Here is a 17635-nt window from a genome sequence, read left to right on the forward strand (position 1 = left end):
CCCTATAGCACCCGTTCTGCATGATGCATCAGGTGATCCTGTTCTGATTTCAGCCAGTTTTCAGCTTGTGTAGTCGTGGAGGTTGTATATTGAAAGTGGTAATCCGGCTGGTATATATCCAGCTCAAAAATCAGATCGATTTTACGGTCATCGAGAACCACACGCTGAATCAGACTGCTTTCATTGAGCACTTCAAAATTTTCCAGATTAAAGGCTTTGCCTGTTTCGCTTGTGCGGGTGCTGTAAGTTTTAGCTTGAGCATCAGTCCCGATAGAAACCTCAAAACTTTCCAACAAGGCAAACACGGTCGGATCGACAGCTTTAAAGTCCATTTGAGCGACTGCGCTTTGCACTTCAGGCAAACGCGTCAGGGCATAGGCAATATGATCAGCACAAATAATCAGGCCACCATCCATTTCCAGTGTCTGACCAGATTGCACTTCAATTGCAGACTGAAGCCGCAAGCTTAAAAACAGGCCACGTTGTACCTGCTGGCGCCAGTCTTCGACATAGACATGACTTGGAGAAAATTCCAGAATGCAGTTGCCAATCGCATGTAACTTGGCTGGTTCCGGCCACTGCACATGATTCTGGTAATTGGCGTAGTCTTTCACTTCCCAGGACAAAAGTTGGCTGGCGCTATCCCAAAGCGTATTGCCAATCCAGCCTTGGCGTTCCTGAACAGCTGTTCCTGTCTGGCTTTTTAGACGAAGATCAATGGTAAAACTGCGCGACTGAAACCAATACACAATGGTATTTTCATCAGTCAGGCCATTAAAAAAGCTGATGCTTTTACGCCGGAAAGCCCCATATAAAAAGTCCGGAATCATCTCTGGCTGAGTAGTCGTAGGTTTTAAAGTCTTAATCACTTCGAACAGATTCATGATGTTGTCTCCGCCTGTTCTTCAAGTCCAAAAGAGGAAAGTGGTACAGCATTTTTTAAGACCAATTCACCGCTAGCGACGCGCTGTTTTAAATATTGAAAGGTCTGGGCGGTCTGATTAAACAGGTGCTCACCACCAATCAGGGCAGCATATTTGCTGTTTTCAGTGTGAATAACCGGTTCAATCACGGTGTTATAATTGCAGGCACAAAACAGCGGAAATGAATAACGTTCTTCCGACACTTTTTTCACCCGATGCTTGGTGGCCAGATATTTACCATTGGACAGAATTTCCATCATGTCACCAATGTTCATCACCAGAGTATTTTCAATCAATGGAATATCGATCCATTCACCGGCTTTATTCAAAACCTGTAAGCCGGGTGCGGTCGGTAACAGCAAGGTAAAGCATTCGTAATCGGTATGGGCACCTATACCTTCGGCATCTTGCACTTCCGGATGATAGGGATAATGAATCAAGCGTAGCTGACTTGGTGCATCAGTAATTTTGCTTTCGAAAAAATCCTCACGAACGCCCAATGCCAGTGCAAAGGCAGAAAAAATCTGCTGGCTGATTCCACGCAAGTGGCCATAATACTGGCTGACAACAGTCTTGAAATCCGGATGGTCTGGCCATAAGGTAGGGCCAAGTAAAGGACAGTTTTTTTGTGTACCCTGATAATCATAATTGACATCATAGGCTTCTTTTAAATCATAACTGTTGCCTGCAAACTGTTCTTCGCCAATCGGCACATAGCCACTATGGTTTTTTGATTTGCCAATATAGTGCTGCATCTTGGTGTTTAGATCCTGAGAAAAATAGGACTGGGCCATTTCAATCAGGGCTTTGGCGTGATCAAAATTGAACTGGTCACCCTTGAGATAAAGAAAGCCAACCTCTTTACAAGCCTGATCCAGAGCATGAGCAACTTCAATACGATCAGCTAAATCCGGACTTTGCAATTTTGAAATATCAACCAGTGGGAGTACATATTGCGCTTGCATGACAATCACCTCTAATGTTGGTCGTCCAACACAGCGATTAAAACCTTCAGGTCGTCCCAAAGGCATTTTGAATAAGATTATTTCTTGCTGCTGACCTTGGTCATACGCGGAATGACCGGCAGTTCTGCCAGTGCCGGATCCAGTTCATCTTCTTCAGCATGCACCAGATGATCGACATGCTGTCTTAACTGTTTAAATTCTGGAGTCAGCATCAGTTCCGGGTGGCGTGGACGAGGGAGATCTACTTCAATAATTTCCTTGATTTCACCCGGATTGGCTTTCAGTGCCACAATCCGGTCAGCCAGTAAAATGGCTTCATCCATATCGTGAGTCACAAAAATGATGGTGATATCAATGTTTTGCCAAAGATCCATCAGGTGACGCTGCATTTTTTGCCGCGTATGCGGATCAAGTGCCCCAAAAGGTTCATCCATCAGCAGGATTTTCGGTTCATTGACCAATGCACGGGCAATCGCGACACGCTGTTTCATCCCGCCAGACAGCTCATGCGGATACTGGTTTTCATACTTTTCCAGACCAATAATATTGATCCATTCACGGGCCTGTGCTTCGGCTACTGCACTACTTTGGCCTTTCATGCGCGGACCAAACATGACATTTTCCTTGACGGTTTTCCATGGAAACAGGGTATAGCCCTGGAACACCATGCCACGCTCCGGACTTGGGCTGGTAATCGGCTGGCCATCCACCAGAATCTCACCACTGCTATAAGGGTCAAGTCCTGCAACTACACGGCTAAAGGTTGACTTGCCACAACCGGAAGGCCCAATCACACAGATGAACTCCCGCTTATGAATTTTCAAATTGAGTGCATTTAAAACCGTACGCTCGGTTTTGCCATGACTGAATTTTTGCGTCAGTTGCTTTGCTTCAAGAATCACCGGACGGGCGTAAATTTTGTCAAAGTATTCACGGGTATTAAATTCAGTGTGTTGCATTAGTTTGCTCCCGGTTTCCATTTAAATAGGCGCTGTCCCAGTTTCATTAAAATTAAATCGCAAACCAGGCCAATCACACCAATGATCAAGATAGCTGCGAAGACATTTGCAAAGTTCTGATAACGAGCCTGTTGGGTAATAAACCAGGTAATACCCGAGGTACTACCAATCAGTTCAGCCACGATTAAATAGGTCCATGCCCAACCCAGCAGCACGCGCAGATTACGATAAATTTCTGGCATGGCTGCCGGAATCACCACATGAAATAGACTTTTAATTTTATTAGTACCCAAAGTGAAACCGGCCTCAATCAGACTACGATCGACCAGACGTGTGGTATTGGCAATAATTAGAATTTGCTGGAACAGGGTGCCGATGACAATGATGGCTATTTTGGGTGCATCATTGATTCCTAAAATAGCGACGGCAAGCGCGCCAAAGGCCGGGGCAGGCAGGTAGCGGAAAAACTCGATAAAAGGTTCGGTCAACTGGGAAAGTTTATTGGAAAAACCACATAAAATACCGAGTGGAATACCAATCAGTGAAGAAATAAAGAATGCCGTAAACACCAGCTTGATACTGTGCCAAAGGCTTTCATGAAACCAGGGAACATTGGCCTGAGCAGGTGCAGTGGTAAAAGCTGTGACCAGTGCAGTTGCAACTTCGTGCGGTGCGGGCAAATAAATTGGATTGACGAGTATACCTTGCGGTGGAGCAAGACCTTGATCTATTGCAGACTGGGCAGCAGAAAAAAAGGTATTTTTATCAATACGACTATCAACCTGTAAATAGGCAACACTACCTGAATCCGTAATTTGGACTTGTGGATGCCAGATCCAAGGTAAATAACTGACTGCACACCAAATTAAAACTGGTATTAGAAAAGACCCCAAGCCAAATAGCAGTTTGTTTCTTGAACTGAGTTCATGTGCAACGTAACTCATAGTGTTGCCCCTCAATATTACAAATTTTATAAAACGTAATACTGATTAAGCAAAATGAATGCCAAGCCTACAAAGCAGAAGAGTAATTATAGAATTTCAAGCTAAAACTGGTTTATATTTTTTAATTTAACTATATGTTTTAAAATAATAAATATAATTATATTTAAGGCGGTGAAAAAACAGATTACAAGGCTAATCAAAACCATCATATTAAACAAATAATGCATTTATTTAGGGCTTTATTCTTCTAGAAATAAAATAATTCTAGATTAATTAATTTTTTCATTAACTTATTAAAACTACCAACAGGAATACTTAGAGATAAAACAAGTTAAGGTATAAAATTATACTTAAAAAGTTGTGGAAAATTACAGATAAAAAGCAAATAATTATTCAGTATAGAGGGGGAGTACTTTTCATAATATAGACCCGGAGCTCAGCAGCAATTTAGCTCAATGAATAACAATAATTTTGAATAATAAGGCTTACATTCACTAGATTTTGTTATTCAAGCGCCACGGATCAGGTGTAGAGCACAGTATGAGAAGAAGATTATATAAAAATGATAAGTACTGAACAGAAAAATGGTCCTGAACCGATACACAGGACCGACATGGAGGTAAGTATATGAGTAATCTCAATATACAGACAGAAGGAAGTATAAGTAAATCAAGTGTATATACCTGGTACGTCGTACTGCTGTGTATGCTGGCCTATATTTTTTCGTTTATTGACCGGCAGATTCTGGCACTGATGATCGAGCCGATCAAGGCTGACCTGAATCTGACTGACACCCAGTTTAGCCTGCTGCATGGTTTGGCTTTTTCCCTGTTTTATGCCTTTATGGGATTGCCACTTGCCTATATTGCTGACCGTTTTTCCCGGCCAAAACTGATTTCTATCGGAATTATTTTCTGGAGTCTGGCTACAGCATTCTGCGGACTCAGTAAAAACTTCGTGCAGCTTTTCTTGAGCCGTATGGGGGTCGGAATTGGTGAAGCTGCTCTGTCACCTGCTGCTTACTCAATGTTTAGCGACATGTTTAGCAAAGAAAAACTGGGACGTGCAGTAGCAGTTTATTCGATTGGTTCTTTTGTTGGAGGCGGCATTGCCTTTCTGGTCGGTGGCTATGTTATTGGATTGCTGAAGGACACAAGCCTGATTGATGTGCCATTTTTTGGTATGTTAAAAGCCTGGCAAATGGCATTTATTATTGTTGGATTACCCGGCATTTTTATTGGCCTGCTGTTTATACTCACTGTGAAAGAGCCAAAGCGTAAAGGTCAGCGTCTTAATGCTCAGGGTGAAGTAGAAAAAGTCAGTTTTAAATCCAGCTTCAGTTTTATTGGAAAGCACCGTAAAACTTTTACTTGCCATTATCTGGGTTTTACATTTTATGCGATGGCACTGTACTGTTTAACCAGCTGGACACCTGCTTTTTATATGCGGAAATATGGAATGACCCCGACAGAAGCCGGTTATATGCTAGGTAGTGTATTGCTGGTAGCTAATACTTTAGGTGTATTCTGTGCAGGCTGGTTAAATGACTGGTTTGTTAAAAAAGGCCGTAAAGATGCCCCTATGATTACAGGTGTTATTGGAATCACAGGGTTAATTTTGCCGATCATGTTTTTTACGCAAGTTGAACCATTATGGCTCTCTGTTACCTTGCTGGTGCCTGCAATGTTCTTTGCGTCATTTCCAATGCCTATTTCCACTACGGCGATGCAAATGCTGGCACCAAACCAGTTACGTGCTCAGATCTCGGCAATTTTTCTGCTAATCAGTAATCTGGTTGCAGTAGGAATTGGAACGACACTGGTTGCATTAATTACTGACAAAATCTTTGAAAATCCATTGATGGTAGGCATGTCTTTATCAATTGTTGGCGCAATTTCATGTGTAGTGGCTTTTCTGCTGCTGAAATTTGGCTGTAAAGCGTTTGCCCAAAGTATGCAAAAGGAACATGCAGCTTAGGAAGAGAACATATCATATTTATGCCTATTGCTTGCAGTAGGCATTTTTTATTTAAAAATAAATAAAACTTAGATGGAGCTGGAATATGAGCCTGATTTCACAACTAGACCGTCTGCATTATCTTGATCATTTTTTATTGTTCAGTTCGACCGACTATCACACTATTAAACAGCAGATCAGCCATTATCTGTGCCCCCATCAGTTTGAGGTAGATTCCAGCCAGATTCTAAATACGCGTCTTAATGGTTTTAGCTTTGGCACATCAGCACTCTATGATCTGAAATACAGTGCGCCTGTGGCAATTACTATAGATGAATCTTCTGCCCATTATCTGTTCAGAGTTACGCTTGAGGGCGAGTGCAAGATCGAACATGATGCCCGGCTGATTATACAGTCACCTGGTATTATGACGGTTTCACATCCCCATAGTAAAAATCGGATTATTACCAGCCAGCACTGTCGTAATATTATTCTGAAGCTGTCCAGACAGGAGGTTGATACACAGCTCTACAAAATGCTCGGCCATATGGTAGCAGAGCCACTACTGTTTGACTGCGGTATATCCTGTACGACAGAAGGTGTCGAGGCGATTATCGAAACTCTGAACTATCTTTGTCATGCCCATTACAACATCCAGCATTGGGATACTATTTCTGAAAGCTTCGGCCGATATCTGATTGAGCTGATTTTACTGAAGGTTCCGAATAATTATACTGCGCAACTGCAGCAAAGGGGGAAAGTTATATTACCTGGCTATATGAACAAAGCCAGACAGTATATTGCCCGGCATATCCGAAATAATATTGTACTGGCAGAGCTGGGCAAGCAGTGCGGAGTATCGGTGCGGACCCTGCAAAAAGGCTTTAACCAGTATTTCCATCAAACCCCAATTGACTATATTCGAGACTTGCGTATTAAACTCATCCATCATGAGTTACAGCATAGCCAAGCGCATGAAACTGTAACTGATATTCTGCTGCGTAATGGTATTAACAGTTTAGGGCATTTTTCTACACTTTATAAAAAACGGTACGGTTGTCTGCCATCACAGACTTTGAGGCAGGCACATCCGCATTGCTCATCTTATTTCGTAAACTGAACAATCTGTTCGTAATCGGGTAAGACAGCCCGATTTCTCCTGTTTAGCATCAAGTAAAAGCAGATCAGGAAAATTACCAATGAAAATTACGGTACTGGGCGGTGGCCATGGCTGTTATGCAGCAGCAGTAGAAATGGCTGAAAAAAATCACGAGGTAATATGGTGGCGCCGTGATACACAGGCTCTAAAGCGGCTAGCAGAAGCAGGCAAGTTAAAAATCAAGGACTATCAGGGTAACCGTTCAGTCAGTGTCGGATTTCAGAATAGTCAGATCACTTTATGTGAGGATTTACAGCAAGCGGTTCAACAGGTAGCGCTTATCGTTATACCTTTACCAGCGACAACTCATGAGGATCTGGCCCGACAGATAGCGCCCTACTTGCAGGAAGGACAAGTGGTTTTTCTGCCGCCGGGGACTTTTGGAAGTTATATCTTCGCGCAAGCCATGAAAGAGGCAGAAAATTATGCCCAAGTCGCATTTGCAGAAACAGGTACGTTACCTTATCTGGTCCGTAAACACGCTGCTGACCAGATTGTGGTGAGTGGCTACGCTACCCGATTACCTACCGGTGTTTTTCCGAGCCAGTTATCTGAGCGGGCTTTTCAGATACTTCAGCAGGCTTATCCGAGTATTGAGCCACTTGAAAATAGCCTAAGTGGAGCACTGATGAATGCCGGACCAGTAATCCATCCACCCCTGATACTAATGAATGCCGGAGCACTAGAGTATTTTGAAACCTGGGATATTCACAATGAAGGGACTCAACAGTCTATTCGCAGGGTGACTACTCAGCTGGATACTGAACGTATTCAAGTTCGTGAAGCGCTTGGTTATAGTGCACCACATTTTCCTCTGGCAGATCATTATAATAAAGAAGGAGAGGGTGATGAGTGGATGTATGGCCGCGGGGCACATGGAAAATTGACCGACAGTGGAGACTGGCGTGAAGATATCGATCTGCATACCCACCGATATATGCTCGAAGATACCAAGTTGGGGTTGTCTTTTCTAGTTTCTGTTGGGCGCTGGGCTGGAGTACCGACACCGGTTGCCGAGGGTTTACTGAATCTTGCCTCGGCAGTCACAGGAGAGAATTTCTATCAAACTGGTCGTACCCTGGAAAATCTGCAACTAGCACAAAAAAGCCGTCAGGAAATGTCTGCCATTTTACAGCAGGGAGCCTGATATGCAGTTAATCAAACAAATTGCTGTGGTTGGAGCAGGGCGTATGGGGAAGGCAATTTCGATTGCTTTTGCCTATGCAGGATTAAATATTCAGTTGATAGATGCCAGAGAACGCGATCCAGAAGAATTCCATATATACAGACAGAAGATTATTAGCGATATTTCTCAGGAGTTGCAGCTCTTGGTTAGTATCAACTTTATTCAGGAAACATACGTTGAAACTATTTTAAAACGTATTGAAGTAACCAGCAGAAATAAATCACAGAACTTTTTAAGTCATTGTGAGCTGGTAATGGAAGCTGTCCCTGAGCTTAAAGAGATTAAACAGGAAATATTTAAATGGCTGGATCAGTATCTGCCATCAGAATGTATTGTTGCATCTACTACTTCGACTTTCTTGGTGAGCGAGATTGCCCAGATGCTTTCTGTACCGGAACGGGTAATCAATGCACATTGGCTAAATCCGGCTTATCTGATGCCTTTGGTAGAGTTAAGCCGGACAGCAGAAACCTCAGATTTAGTGGTAGAGCGCCTTAAAGCATTTTTAAAAATTATTGGTAAGGTACCCGTCGTATGTCAGGCCAGTGCGGGCTATATTGTGCCGCGTATTCAGGCACTGGCCATGAATGAAGCTGCCCGTATGGTTGAAGAAGGCGTAGCTTCGGCAGAAGATATTGATATTGCGATTAGAACCGGATTTGGTCTGCGTTTTTCTGTACTGGGCCTGCTTGAGTTTATTGACTGGGGTGGAGGTGATATTTTGTTTTATGCTTCACAGTATCTGGAAAAAGAACTGGGTACACGTTATAGTGCCCCGGCTATTATTGCTGAAAACATGCAAAATAAAAGAAATGGGCTACGTGAAAAACAGGGCTTTTATAATTATCATACGGTAGATATTGATAGCTATAAATTACAGGTATTGAAGGCCTTTACCACTCGCATTGCTGTAGCAGGTCTACAGCCTGAACCGGATATTTTAAAGCATCCGGTATCAATAAATAAGACTGGCATCAATTAGAAGGCATCAGATCAAACAATTTTTTTAACTGCTTGTTTAAGTCATGCAGCTCATCCTCTTCAAAAGCATGCAGAATTCCGGCCAGGGTTACCTGGCTGATCTGGTTGATCTGTTCAACCATCTGCTGGCCTTTTTCAGTAAGTTTCACCATAGACACCCGCTCATCAAGTTGTGAGGAAAAAACTTCCACAATATCGTCTTCAACCAGACGATAAACAGCTTTGGTTGCGGTCGTCAATTTAATTGTGGAAAGATTGGCAATTTCAGTAATACTGGCTTCACTTACTGCATTTACACTTAAAATAATTTTACGTCGGGTATTGTCTATTCCTAATTTTTTTATAGATTTTTCAATAAGTTGAGTATATTTCCCATTAATTTGAGAAATCCAGAAAAATGGGAAATTTTTTAAGCTATTTGGATCTTTATTAGGTAAAAACTGTTCTAGCTGACTCAGCATGACAAAGCCATATCTTTGAAAAAATGTAAATTCATTATAAACAAAATTATGAAATATTTTCTTTCTTATCATTCATAAAAGTTACTTGACAATTACATTAAATTTTCAGATATTAAGCTTATAAAATAAAAATACATGGAAAAGTGAATGAATATTATCGCACAGGAAGTCTATGAAGGTACAGGTGTACTGAAAGTCATGGTTAAGGACTCTATCGACATTCGGGGCCTAAGAACTATGGCAGGAAGTAAGGCACTCATGGAGGTAGAGCCTGCATTGGCAAATGCAGAAGTTGTAGACCTTATTTTGAAAGCTGATTGCGTCATAACTGCAAAAACCAATCTGCATGAACTGGCATTTGGTATTACAGGAATTAATCCTGTATTTGGTACACCTGTTAATCCAAAGTATCCAGATCTGATTCCAGGGGGATCATCCAGCGGTTCGGCTGCCGCGGTGGCTGCTGGCCTGGCCGATTTTAGTCTGGGCACAGATACGGGCGGTTCTATCCGCATGCCGGCAGCCTGCTGTGGCGTATTTGGTTTTAAACCCAGTTTTGGGCGGGTAAGCCGTAAAGGTGTTTATCCTGTGCAAAGCTCACTGGACTGTGTCGGACCATTTGCCAGTTCAGTCGAAATGATTATTACCGCAATGCAGATTATTGACCCTACTTTTAAGTCTTCAGAAAAAATCCAGCATCAACCTAAACTGGCGGTACTTAATGTAGAAGCGGATTCAGCAGTCTGGGATTGTGTTAAAGACTATCTGACTCAGACAAATTTAAAAGTAGAGCCAGTACAGGTAACTACGTTTAGTGAAGCCTTTCAAGCCGGGATGCAGATTATTAATTATGAAAACTGGCAAGCTTATGGAACGCTTACAGAAAGCGGAAAAATCAGTCCAGATGTTCAACAGCGACTACTTAACGCGGCGAAAACGACTTTAGAGCAGGTTCGGCAGGCAGAAGATGTAAAAGCCAGGTTTACTCAGGAAATTGATGAGCTACTTGAACAGTATGATGTCCTGATTCTACCTACCTTACCGCAGATACCCCCTAGAGTGGCAGAGGCTGAAAATACTGTAGCATTTTTAAATCTTACTGCACTGGTGCGTCCATTCAATTTATCAGGTCATCCTGCTTTGAATATTCCTTTACAAACTATGACAGGTATGCCAGTGGGCTTGCAGTTGGTAGGCAGGAAAAATGCAGACGAGCAGCTATGTGCGGTCGCGGATTTTATTATTAAGGCAGCGCATTAAATGACAAGGAGTTAGCTAATGAATCAATTATCTGCCAAGGAATTGGATATAAAAGTCAGGCCAGTGGTCAATCTGGATGCCTTATGTCAGGAAATTCGTGAGCGCGCCTGCACTGGAGAATTTGATAATCAGGCGTATGTCAGCCAAGATATTATTGAGCGCTTGAAGCAGTTGGGCGTATATCGTGCTTTGGTACCACGACGTTTTGGTGGAGATGAGTGCTCACCACGTCAATTCTGCGAACTGATTGAAAAGCTGTCTATGGCAGATGGTTCAGTCGGTTGGGTTGCAAGCTTCGGCATGAGTCCGGCTTATTTGGGCAGCCTGCCTGAAACTACTCTTCAGGAACTTTACAAGGATAGCCCTGATATAGTTTTTGCAGGGGGGATTTTTCCACCTCAGCCGGCAGAAATTACGGATAACGGGGTTTTGGTCAAGGGACGCTGGAAGTTTTCAAGCGGTTGCATGGGCGCTGATATTGTCGGCGTGGGTATTGCACCACGAAAAGATAATGAAGCACATGGCCTGCCACGTATGGCAGTTATGCCCGCCAGTAAAGCTAAAATTGAAATGACTTGGGATACTGTGGGCCTGAAAGGAACGGGCAGTCATGACCTGGTTGTGGAAAATGTACTGGTACCCAAGGAATGGACCTTTGTTCGTGGTGAGCCTTCAAAATTACCCGAGCCATTTTTTAAGTACCCATCATTATCTTTAGCCACTCAGGTATTAACGGTGGTAGGGATTGGAGTGGCCGCTGCAGCCCTGGATGAGTTTAAAAAGCTTGCACCGGGTAAGGCATCAATTACGGGCGGGGCAGAGATCGCTCAGCGACCAGTCACCCAATATGAATTTTCCCAGTCAGAAGCCGAATTTCTGGCTGCCCGAACCTGGTTTTATCAGACTATGGATGTGGTATGGAAGGAAGTAAGTGAAGGGCGCAAACCAACCGCCCAGCAGGTTAGCGATATGCGGTTGTCATGCACACATGCTGCCCGTATAGCAGCCAAAGTCGCCCGAAAGATGCAAATGCTTGCCGGTATGACCGCGATCTATACCAATCATCCGTTTAGCCGTTTTGTAAATGATACCAACGTGGTCACCCAGCATGCCTTTATGGGAGACGCTACTTTACAAAATGCAGGTGCAATCAGTTTTGGGCTGAATCCGACACCCGGCTATTTATAAACTTAACGCATTATTTAAAAAAGGAATCTTGAAATGGAAGCGAAAAAGACTTTACGTGTGCTGTTCTGTATGGGGATTAACCAGAACTTTTTTGATGCAGAGCCAGCAGAAGCTAAGGCAGTCTGGGCTGCTTTTGGTGAAATGTGGCATGGTATTCATGACCTCCCGGGCGTAACCGTATATGGAAGTTTAGACGATGATCAAAGTATGGTAGGGCCAAGTGCTGGCTGGCCATGGACAACCTACTTGCTGGCAGATGTGCCAGATATAGAAACGGTTCATGCAGCCTGCAACCTGTTTAGAACCACAGTGGTAGGAGAAGGACCATTCAAGCTCTGGAAATACTGCAAGGTTGAAGCACGTGTAGGCCGTGAACTGGTGATCCAGCGTTAAGGATGAACATAAATGACTGATGGAGTAGTCTTGGCCTCTGTATTAATGCGGCTTGAACAGCTTGAGGCACAAAATGCGATTCGTAACTGCATAAACCGTTATATGGAAATCTGCGATGCTCTAGATGCAGATACTGACCTGAACGAGTTAATGGGCCTGTTTGACCGTCACAGTATCTGGGAAGGAATCGGAGAAAAATACTCCAGGTCCTTCGGTCAGTTTGAATCATGGCAAGCAATCTATGACATGTTCAAAAGCTATACCCAGAAAGAATCACATTTTGTCTTGAATGCGCACTTTGTCAGCTCAGAACAGATTGATATCAATGGCCATGAGGCGACAGGTCGCTGGCTGATGTTACAGACCTCGACCTTCCGTGATACCCATAGCCACTTAAATGCAGCCAGGCTCACTGTGAAATTTAGAAAACAGTCTGACGGTTTGTGGAAAATCAAGCATTTCCAGACTGAAAATATATTTAGCCGTCCTGTTTCGCATTGGAACAGTGAAGCTGAACTGCCAGTACCGGCTCAGGAATGAAGACAGGAAAAATTTAAAAGGACAGTTGCCATGAATAGTATTATTCCGATGCATAACATTGATACCGATTATAATGAACTGGTCCAGCATGACCGTGTCCATACTTCTTTATATAAAGATGAAAAAATCTTTGAAGATGAAATGGAAAAAATTTTTTATAGCACCTGGGTATGGGTAGCCCATGCCAGCGAAATTCCTGAGGCGGGCAGTTATAAAACGATTAATATTGGTAAGCAGCCAGTCGTGGCTGTACGGGACCGTAAAAAGAAAGTTCACGTTTTATTAAACCGTTGCCGTCATCGTGCCGCTACCGTGTGTGAACATAAAAAGGGCAAAACTAATAGTTTTGTCTGTCCTTATCATGGCTGGAGCTATGCCCTGGATGGCAGCCTGCGTGGTGTGCCCTCACCAGAGAGTTATGGCGAATGTCTGGATAAATCTGAATTCCCTCTGATCAGCCTGCGCGTTGAAGAATATAACGGTATGATTTTTGCCTCATTTAAGCGGGATATTCAATCTCTGGAAGAATTCTTGGGGCCAGCCAAGAAATGGATCGACCTGTTTATGAAACAGGGTGCCGGTTATCCGGTCAAGGTACTAGGCGAACATCGTTTCCGCTTTCCGGGTAACTGGAAAATACAGCTGGAAAATACAACTGATGCCTATCATTTCCCATTAGTGCACAAGTCATTCTTAAGCTCGGTTGATGATCAAACTGAAGAGTTATTTAATTTTGAAAATCAGCCAGGTTTCGTAGAAGATTTAGGCAATGGCCACAGCGTTATGGTTATGATACCTGAGCTGGTTGATCTTGAAGAAGACCTGATGGAACGTCCGATTCAGGAACGTTTTGAAGAATTGGCACAGGCCCTGCGCAATGAAGGCCATGAAGAACTACAAGTGCGACGTATTGTCCGTGCAGTAGGAGGCTCGGGTTTTAACCTGAACCTGTTCCCTAACATTGCCTGCTCTATGGCATTTTTCCGCGTTTTACAGCCAGTTTCAGTCAAGGAAACTGAGATTCATCATTCAGTTATTACCATGGATGGCGGCCCACAGATTGCCAACCAGTATCGCTTGCGGTTGCATGAACATTTTCAGGGACCATTTGGATTTGGTACACCTGATGATGCAGAAGCCTGGGAACGTGTACAGCATGGAGCCAGTGCCGGAAATGATTTATGGATCATGTTAAACCGCGGCTTGCCAGGCGAAGTTAAAACTGAGGATGGTTTAAAAAGCGATGTCAGTGCTGAGACAGGTATGCGCGGTGCCTATCAGCAGTGGAAAAAGATGATGACGGCTTAAGGAGAGAGCAATGAAAATCAATTTAGACCTGTTAAATGAAGCCACTGCTTTTATCTGGACTGAGGCAGATATGCTGGATCATGCTGAATACCAGCAATGGCTTGCTCTCTGGAATGAAGATGGTAGATATATTATCCCGATTGATCCGGCATTGACTGATTATGAAAATAACCTGAACTATGCCTATGACGATCATCATATGCGTACATTACGTGTTCAGCGTCTGATTAATGGTGAAGCCATTTCAACTTCACCTAAAGCCAATACGGTGCGCAGTATCTCACGGATACGGATTATTGACGAGCAGGATGACCAGATTGTCCTGCGCTGTGCCCAAAATCTGCGTGAGTTCCGTAAAGAAAACCTGCGTCACTATACGGCAGATGTAACCTATCATCTGATGCGCGATCAGGACAACAGCTTTCGTATCCATCGAAAGATTATCAGCTTGGTCAACTCAACTGATACCTTGGCTGGTATTAGCTATATCCTGTAGGAGCATATAGATGAAACAAGTGGTTTTAGTGACAGGTGCTGCTTCCGGCCTTGGCAATGTAATTGCGGAGCATTTTGCCGGGCAGGGCCATCAGGTTATTCTTTCTGCCAGCACACTGGAAAAAGCTGAAAATGCAAAAAAAAATAGCCGCTTTCTGGAAAATATCTTTCCCCTGAAACTGGATATCTCTGTAGAAACAGATTTTCATAAAGCAGTTGAGTGCATCAGACAGCAATTTAACCAGCTTGATGTCTTGATTAATAATGCCACTGTAACCAAAGCTACTCCTGTACTGGAGATTTCTGCTGCGGATTTTGACTGGATCACCCAGGTAAACCAGCGCGGGACTTTCCAGGCTTGTCAAATTATTGGCAAATACATGGCTGAACAGGGCTATGGCCGGATTATCAATATAGCTTCACTGGCGGGTCAAAATGGGGGGACGGCTACAGGCGCACATTATGCAGCAAGTAAGGGGGCAATCGTGACGCTGACTAAAATTTTCGCCAAGGAGTTCGCGGCCAAAGGCGTGACCGTAAATGCGGTAGCGCCTGGACCGATGGAATCACCCATTGTGCATAGCGTAGTGCCGGATGAAAAGATAGAGCAGTTCATCCAGAATATTCCGGTCAAGGCACTCGGCAGTATGGAGTTCATTGCTGAAACCTGTGCCTTGCTGGCCAGCCCGAATGCCCATTTTGTCACAGGTGCTACCTGGGACATTAATGGTGGATTATTTATGCGATAGCCCTGCGGCTGATGAAGTAAAAGGAGTTTGGAATGACAGCACTTTATGATGTAGTCGTGAAACATCGGCATATCGAAGGCGGTGATATTGCAGTCATGGAATTTGAATCGGCAACCGCCCAGCCTTTACCTAAAGTGGAAGCAGGCGCACATATTGATGTACACCTGCCTAATGGGATGGTCCGTCAATATTCACTGTGTCAGGACCCGGCAAAGCAGGGTGTTTTTCGCTTGGGTATATTGAAAGATCCGGCATCACGTGGTGGCTCGGTCTCGGCATTTGACGATATTCAAAACGGCATGCAGATTCAGGTCAGTGAACCACGTAATTTATTTCCGTTGGTTCAGGCTAAACATACTGTGCTGATTGGTGGGGGAATTGGCATTACGCCTCTTATTACCATGGCTTATGAATTGCTGCATCAAGGCGCATCGTTTGAACTGCATTACTGTGGCAGCAGCCCCGAACACTGTGCTTTCGTGAATGAAATTCGAAATGGTGAACTGGCTGCATTTACCCGGTTTCATTTCAAATCTGAAGGTGCCAGTCACCGCGAATTTTTTCAGTCAGCTATAAAGGATCTTGATCGACAGAGCCATATTTATACCTGTGGTCCGTCCGGGTTTATGGACTGGTTGATTAATCTGGCACAAACCCAGAATTTCCCAGAGCAGCAGATCCATAAAGAATATTTTCAGGTTGATACTGACACCAGCGGCGAAGCGTTTGAAGTTATGGCTCAGCGTAGTGGTAAAATTGTTCTGGTCAATGCCGAAGAAACCATTTTACAGGCCTTAGCCAGAGAAGGTATTGAAATAGAAATGTCCTGTGAGCAGGGTGTATGCGGTACCTGTATGTGTGATGTAATTGAAGGAGAGCCGGATCATCGGGATGTTTATTTTACCGATGAAGAAAAGGCAAGTAATGAACAGATTCTGGTGTGCTGCTCGCGTTCTAAGTCGGCTCGCCTGGTACTGGATATCTGATGACAAAGGAGACAGTCATGGTAGAAACAACAGATTTTCGTAATGGCATGTCATTGCTGACGGGCGCAGTCAATGTAATTACCACAGCAGGGGAAACAGGACGGTTCGGCTTTACCGCATCGGCTGTGTGTAGCGTAACTGACACGCCTCCCACACTTTTGGTCTGCATGAATCGTTCATCAAGTTCTCACTGTCATTTTAAGAATAATGGAATTTTATCGGTCAATGTGCTGGGCGCACATCATCAGCAGATTTCTCAAGCTTTTGCTTCCAGAATACCTATGGACGAACGCTTTACCCATGGAGAATGGACTACACTGCTGACTGGGTCCCCAGTTCTTTCAGATGCGCTGGTCAGTTTCGACTGCCGGATCAGACAAATGAATGATGTTGGGACACATACAATTTTTTACTGTGAGGTTGAGGCCATTAAAATGAATGAGAATAAAGAGAGTTGTCATGGCTTGATATATTTCAATCGCTGTTATCATCATATTGGTCAGCAGGAATACAAGCTTTAATTTATCTTAAATTTGAAAATTACATGGAATAATGAATTTAAATAAGGGTAAAAACTAGTATGGTTACGGATAATTGTGGATTAAAAAAGTCACAACGAATTCCTAGAAAAACTGATAAAAAGTACAATCCTTACCCTATGGTAATCCTGCTCAAGAGAGCACCTTAATTGGGCCAATCATCAACGGTAAACAGGTTAAAAATATCAAGCACCTGATGGATAATGGTATATCCCAAGGTGCAAAACTGGCTTTAAAAGGGGAGATTCAGGGTAATATTATATCTCCGTATATTTTTACTGAAACTGATCCTGAGTCTGTACTTGCCAAGGAAGAAAGCTTTGGTCCGATACTTCCAGTACTCAAAGCTCAAGACGAAACTCATGCACTGTTTCTGGCAAATTATACAGAAAATGGGTTATCGAGTGCTGTATGCACTCAAGATTATGAGCTAGGCTGGAAGTTTGCTTTAGGTATAGAAGCAGGTATGACTCATATCAATGATACTTCAGTAGATGATCAGACCATTGCACCATTTGGTGGAGAAAAAATTCAGGATAGGGACGCTTTAATGACCAGTAGGTAATTGAAGAGTTTACTCCGGTTCACTGGGTAACTTTACAAAAAACACCAAAACAGTATTCTGTATAGATAAGACAGATTT

19 protein-coding genes are annotated in these 17635 nt (G+C 43.4%); 14 read left to right on the forward strand and 5 right to left on the reverse strand.

Features of this window, described 5'->3' with window-relative positions; genetic code table 11:
* Nucleotides 1-2 precede the first annotated feature (2 nt).
* From ACRAD_RS04040 to ACRAD_RS04055, 4 genes are all read right to left on the reverse strand, one after another.
* Entirely contained in the window at nucleotides 3-884 is an 882-nt protein-coding gene (locus ACRAD_RS04040; RefSeq protein ID WP_005025133.1) for a hypothetical protein, read from the reverse strand.
* The gene (locus tag ACRAD_RS04045) at nucleotides 881-1888 is read right to left on the reverse strand and encodes an isopenicillin N synthase family dioxygenase (RefSeq protein ID WP_005025134.1); all 1008 of its coding nucleotides are present in this window, start codon (nucleotides 1886-1888) and stop codon (nucleotides 881-883) included. The genes ACRAD_RS04040 and ACRAD_RS04045 overlap by 4 nt, the downstream gene beginning before the upstream one ends.
* A gap of 77 nt (nucleotides 1889-1965) precedes the next feature.
* On the reverse strand, nucleotides 1966-2847 hold the full coding sequence (locus ACRAD_RS04050; RefSeq protein WP_005015262.1) for an ABC transporter ATP-binding protein: 882 nt from the start codon (nucleotides 2845-2847) through the stop codon (nucleotides 1966-1968).
* Nucleotides 2847-3791, reverse strand: coding sequence for an ABC transporter permease (locus tag ACRAD_RS04055; protein ID WP_005025137.1), 945 nt, complete (start codon nucleotides 3789-3791; stop codon nucleotides 2847-2849). Before ACRAD_RS04055 ends, ACRAD_RS04050 begins: the two co-directional genes overlap by 1 nt.
* 627 nt (nucleotides 3792-4418) lie before the next feature.
* Between ACRAD_RS04055 and ACRAD_RS04060 the strand changes: the two genes are divergently transcribed.
* The 4 genes from ACRAD_RS04060 to ACRAD_RS04075 all read left to right on the forward strand — a co-directional run bounded on the left by ACRAD_RS04060 (nucleotide 4419) and on the right by ACRAD_RS04075 (nucleotide 9074).
* Entirely contained in the window at nucleotides 4419-5768 is a 1350-nt protein-coding gene (locus tag ACRAD_RS04060; RefSeq protein WP_005015253.1) for a spinster family MFS transporter, read from the forward strand.
* A gap of 85 nt (nucleotides 5769-5853) precedes the next feature.
* On the forward strand, nucleotides 5854-6867 hold the full coding sequence (locus ACRAD_RS04065) for an AraC family transcriptional regulator (protein WP_005025139.1): 1014 nt from the start codon (nucleotides 5854-5856) through the stop codon (nucleotides 6865-6867).
* A 79-nt stretch (nucleotides 6868-6946) separates the two neighbouring features.
* Complete coding sequence (locus ACRAD_RS04070) at nucleotides 6947-8053, forward strand: NAD/NADP-dependent octopine/nopaline dehydrogenase family protein (RefSeq protein ID WP_005025141.1); 1107 nt, start codon at nucleotides 6947-6949, stop codon at nucleotides 8051-8053.
* Between the two features lies 1 nt (nucleotide 8054).
* Nucleotides 8055-9074, forward strand: coding sequence for a 3-hydroxybutyryl-CoA dehydrogenase (locus ACRAD_RS04075; protein ID WP_005025144.1), 1020 nt, complete (start codon nucleotides 8055-8057; stop codon nucleotides 9072-9074).
* Here ACRAD_RS04075 and ACRAD_RS04080 read toward each other — a convergent pair.
* A complete protein-coding gene (locus tag ACRAD_RS04080; protein WP_005015243.1) occupies nucleotides 9067-9534 on the reverse strand; it encodes a MarR family winged helix-turn-helix transcriptional regulator in 468 nt (155 codons plus the stop codon). The genes ACRAD_RS04075 and ACRAD_RS04080 overlap by 8 nt on opposite strands.
* 147 nt (nucleotides 9535-9681) lie before the next feature.
* Between ACRAD_RS04080 and ACRAD_RS04085 the strand changes: the two genes are divergently transcribed.
* The 10 genes from ACRAD_RS04085 (at nucleotide 9682) to ACRAD_RS04130 (ending at nucleotide 17557) form a co-directional block, all read left to right on the forward strand.
* The gene (locus tag ACRAD_RS04085) at nucleotides 9682-10794 is read left to right on the forward strand and encodes an amidase (RefSeq protein WP_005025147.1); all 1113 of its coding nucleotides are present in this window, start codon (nucleotides 9682-9684) and stop codon (nucleotides 10792-10794) included.
* Nucleotides 10795-10812: 18 nt separating this feature from the next.
* Nucleotides 10813-11982, forward strand: coding sequence for an acyl-CoA dehydrogenase family protein (locus ACRAD_RS04090; RefSeq protein WP_005025150.1), 1170 nt, complete (start codon nucleotides 10813-10815; stop codon nucleotides 11980-11982).
* A gap of 33 nt (nucleotides 11983-12015) precedes the next feature.
* Nucleotides 12016-12375, forward strand: coding sequence for a hypothetical protein (locus tag ACRAD_RS04095; protein WP_005015237.1), 360 nt, complete (start codon nucleotides 12016-12018; stop codon nucleotides 12373-12375).
* A gap of 12 nt (nucleotides 12376-12387) precedes the next feature.
* On the forward strand, nucleotides 12388-12915 hold the full coding sequence (locus tag ACRAD_RS04100) for a nuclear transport factor 2 family protein (RefSeq protein WP_005025153.1): 528 nt from the start codon (nucleotides 12388-12390) through the stop codon (nucleotides 12913-12915).
* Between the two features lie 30 nt (nucleotides 12916-12945).
* A complete protein-coding gene (locus ACRAD_RS04105) occupies nucleotides 12946-14223 on the forward strand; it encodes an aromatic ring-hydroxylating oxygenase subunit alpha (protein WP_005025155.1) in 1278 nt (425 codons plus the stop codon).
* 10 nt (nucleotides 14224-14233) lie between these two features.
* Nucleotides 14234-14719 carry an aromatic-ring-hydroxylating dioxygenase subunit beta gene (locus tag ACRAD_RS04110; RefSeq protein WP_005025156.1) on the forward strand — a complete coding sequence of 162 codons (486 nt, stop codon included), beginning with the start codon at nucleotides 14234-14236 and terminating at the stop codon, nucleotides 14717-14719.
* A 10-nt stretch (nucleotides 14720-14729) separates the two neighbouring features.
* Nucleotides 14730-15467, forward strand: coding sequence for an SDR family NAD(P)-dependent oxidoreductase (locus ACRAD_RS04115; RefSeq protein WP_005025157.1), 738 nt, complete (start codon nucleotides 14730-14732; stop codon nucleotides 15465-15467).
* Nucleotides 15468-15499: 32 nt separating this feature from the next.
* Nucleotides 15500-16453, forward strand: a complete 954-nt coding sequence (locus ACRAD_RS04120; RefSeq protein WP_005025159.1) for a PDR/VanB family oxidoreductase — start codon at nucleotides 15500-15502, stop codon at nucleotides 16451-16453.
* 17 nt (nucleotides 16454-16470) lie between these two features.
* Nucleotides 16471-16974 carry a flavin reductase gene (locus tag ACRAD_RS04125; RefSeq protein ID WP_005025161.1) on the forward strand — a complete coding sequence of 168 codons (504 nt, stop codon included), beginning with the start codon at nucleotides 16471-16473 and terminating at the stop codon, nucleotides 16972-16974.
* Between the two features lie 178 nt (nucleotides 16975-17152).
* Entirely contained in the window at nucleotides 17153-17557 is a 405-nt protein-coding gene (locus ACRAD_RS04130; RefSeq protein ID WP_227548701.1) for an aldehyde dehydrogenase family protein, read from the forward strand.
* Nucleotides 17558-17635: the final 78 nt, after the last annotated feature.

Source organism: Acinetobacter radioresistens DSM 6976 = NBRC 102413 = CIP 103788, assembly GCF_006757745.1.
Taxonomy (GTDB): Bacteria; Pseudomonadota; Gammaproteobacteria; order Pseudomonadales; family Moraxellaceae; genus Acinetobacter; species Acinetobacter radioresistens.

Bases quoted from the DNA above. Each gene is read 5' to 3' on its own strand.
- ACRAD_RS04095 (WP_005015237.1), top strand. From the start codon at position 12,016: ATGGAAGCGAAAAAGACTTTACGTGTGCTGTTCTGTATGGGGATTAAC.
- ACRAD_RS04075 (WP_005025144.1), top strand. From the start codon at position 8,055: ATGCAGTTAATCAAACAAATTGCTGTGGTTGGAGCAGGGCGTATGGGG.
- ACRAD_RS04090 (WP_005025150.1), top strand. From the start codon at position 10,813: ATGAATCAATTATCTGCCAAGGAATTGGATATAAAAGTCAGGCCAGTG.
- ACRAD_RS04100 (WP_005025153.1), top strand. From the start codon at position 12,388: ATGACTGATGGAGTAGTCTTGGCCTCTGTATTAATGCGGCTTGAACAG.
- ACRAD_RS04105 (WP_005025155.1), top strand. From the start codon at position 12,946: ATGAATAGTATTATTCCGATGCATAACATTGATACCGATTATAATGAA.
- ACRAD_RS04040 (WP_005025133.1), bottom strand. From the start codon at position 884: ATGAATCTGTTCGAAGTGATTAAGACTTTAAAACCTACGACTACTCAG.
- ACRAD_RS04125 (WP_005025161.1), top strand. From the start codon at position 16,471: ATGGTAGAAACAACAGATTTTCGTAATGGCATGTCATTGCTGACGGGC.
- ACRAD_RS04065 (WP_005025139.1), top strand. From the start codon at position 5,854: ATGAGCCTGATTTCACAACTAGACCGTCTGCATTATCTTGATCATTTT.
- ACRAD_RS04070 (WP_005025141.1), top strand. From the start codon at position 6,947: ATGAAAATTACGGTACTGGGCGGTGGCCATGGCTGTTATGCAGCAGCA.
- ACRAD_RS04080 (WP_005015243.1), bottom strand. From the start codon at position 9,534: ATGCTGAGTCAGCTAGAACAGTTTTTACCTAATAAAGATCCAAATAGC.
- ACRAD_RS04060 (WP_005015253.1), top strand. From the start codon at position 4,419: ATGAGTAATCTCAATATACAGACAGAAGGAAGTATAAGTAAATCAAGT.
- ACRAD_RS04085 (WP_005025147.1), top strand. From the start codon at position 9,682: ATGAATATTATCGCACAGGAAGTCTATGAAGGTACAGGTGTACTGAAA.
- ACRAD_RS04115 (WP_005025157.1), top strand. From the start codon at position 14,730: ATGAAACAAGTGGTTTTAGTGACAGGTGCTGCTTCCGGCCTTGGCAAT.
- ACRAD_RS04055 (WP_005025137.1), bottom strand. From the start codon at position 3,791: ATGAGTTACGTTGCACATGAACTCAGTTCAAGAAACAAACTGCTATTT.
- ACRAD_RS04110 (WP_005025156.1), top strand. From the start codon at position 14,234: ATGAAAATCAATTTAGACCTGTTAAATGAAGCCACTGCTTTTATCTGG.
- ACRAD_RS04050 (WP_005015262.1), bottom strand. From the start codon at position 2,847: ATGCAACACACTGAATTTAATACCCGTGAATACTTTGACAAAATTTAC.
- ACRAD_RS04045 (WP_005025134.1), bottom strand. From the start codon at position 1,888: ATGCAAGCGCAATATGTACTCCCACTGGTTGATATTTCAAAATTGCAA.
- ACRAD_RS04120 (WP_005025159.1), top strand. From the start codon at position 15,500: ATGACAGCACTTTATGATGTAGTCGTGAAACATCGGCATATCGAAGGC.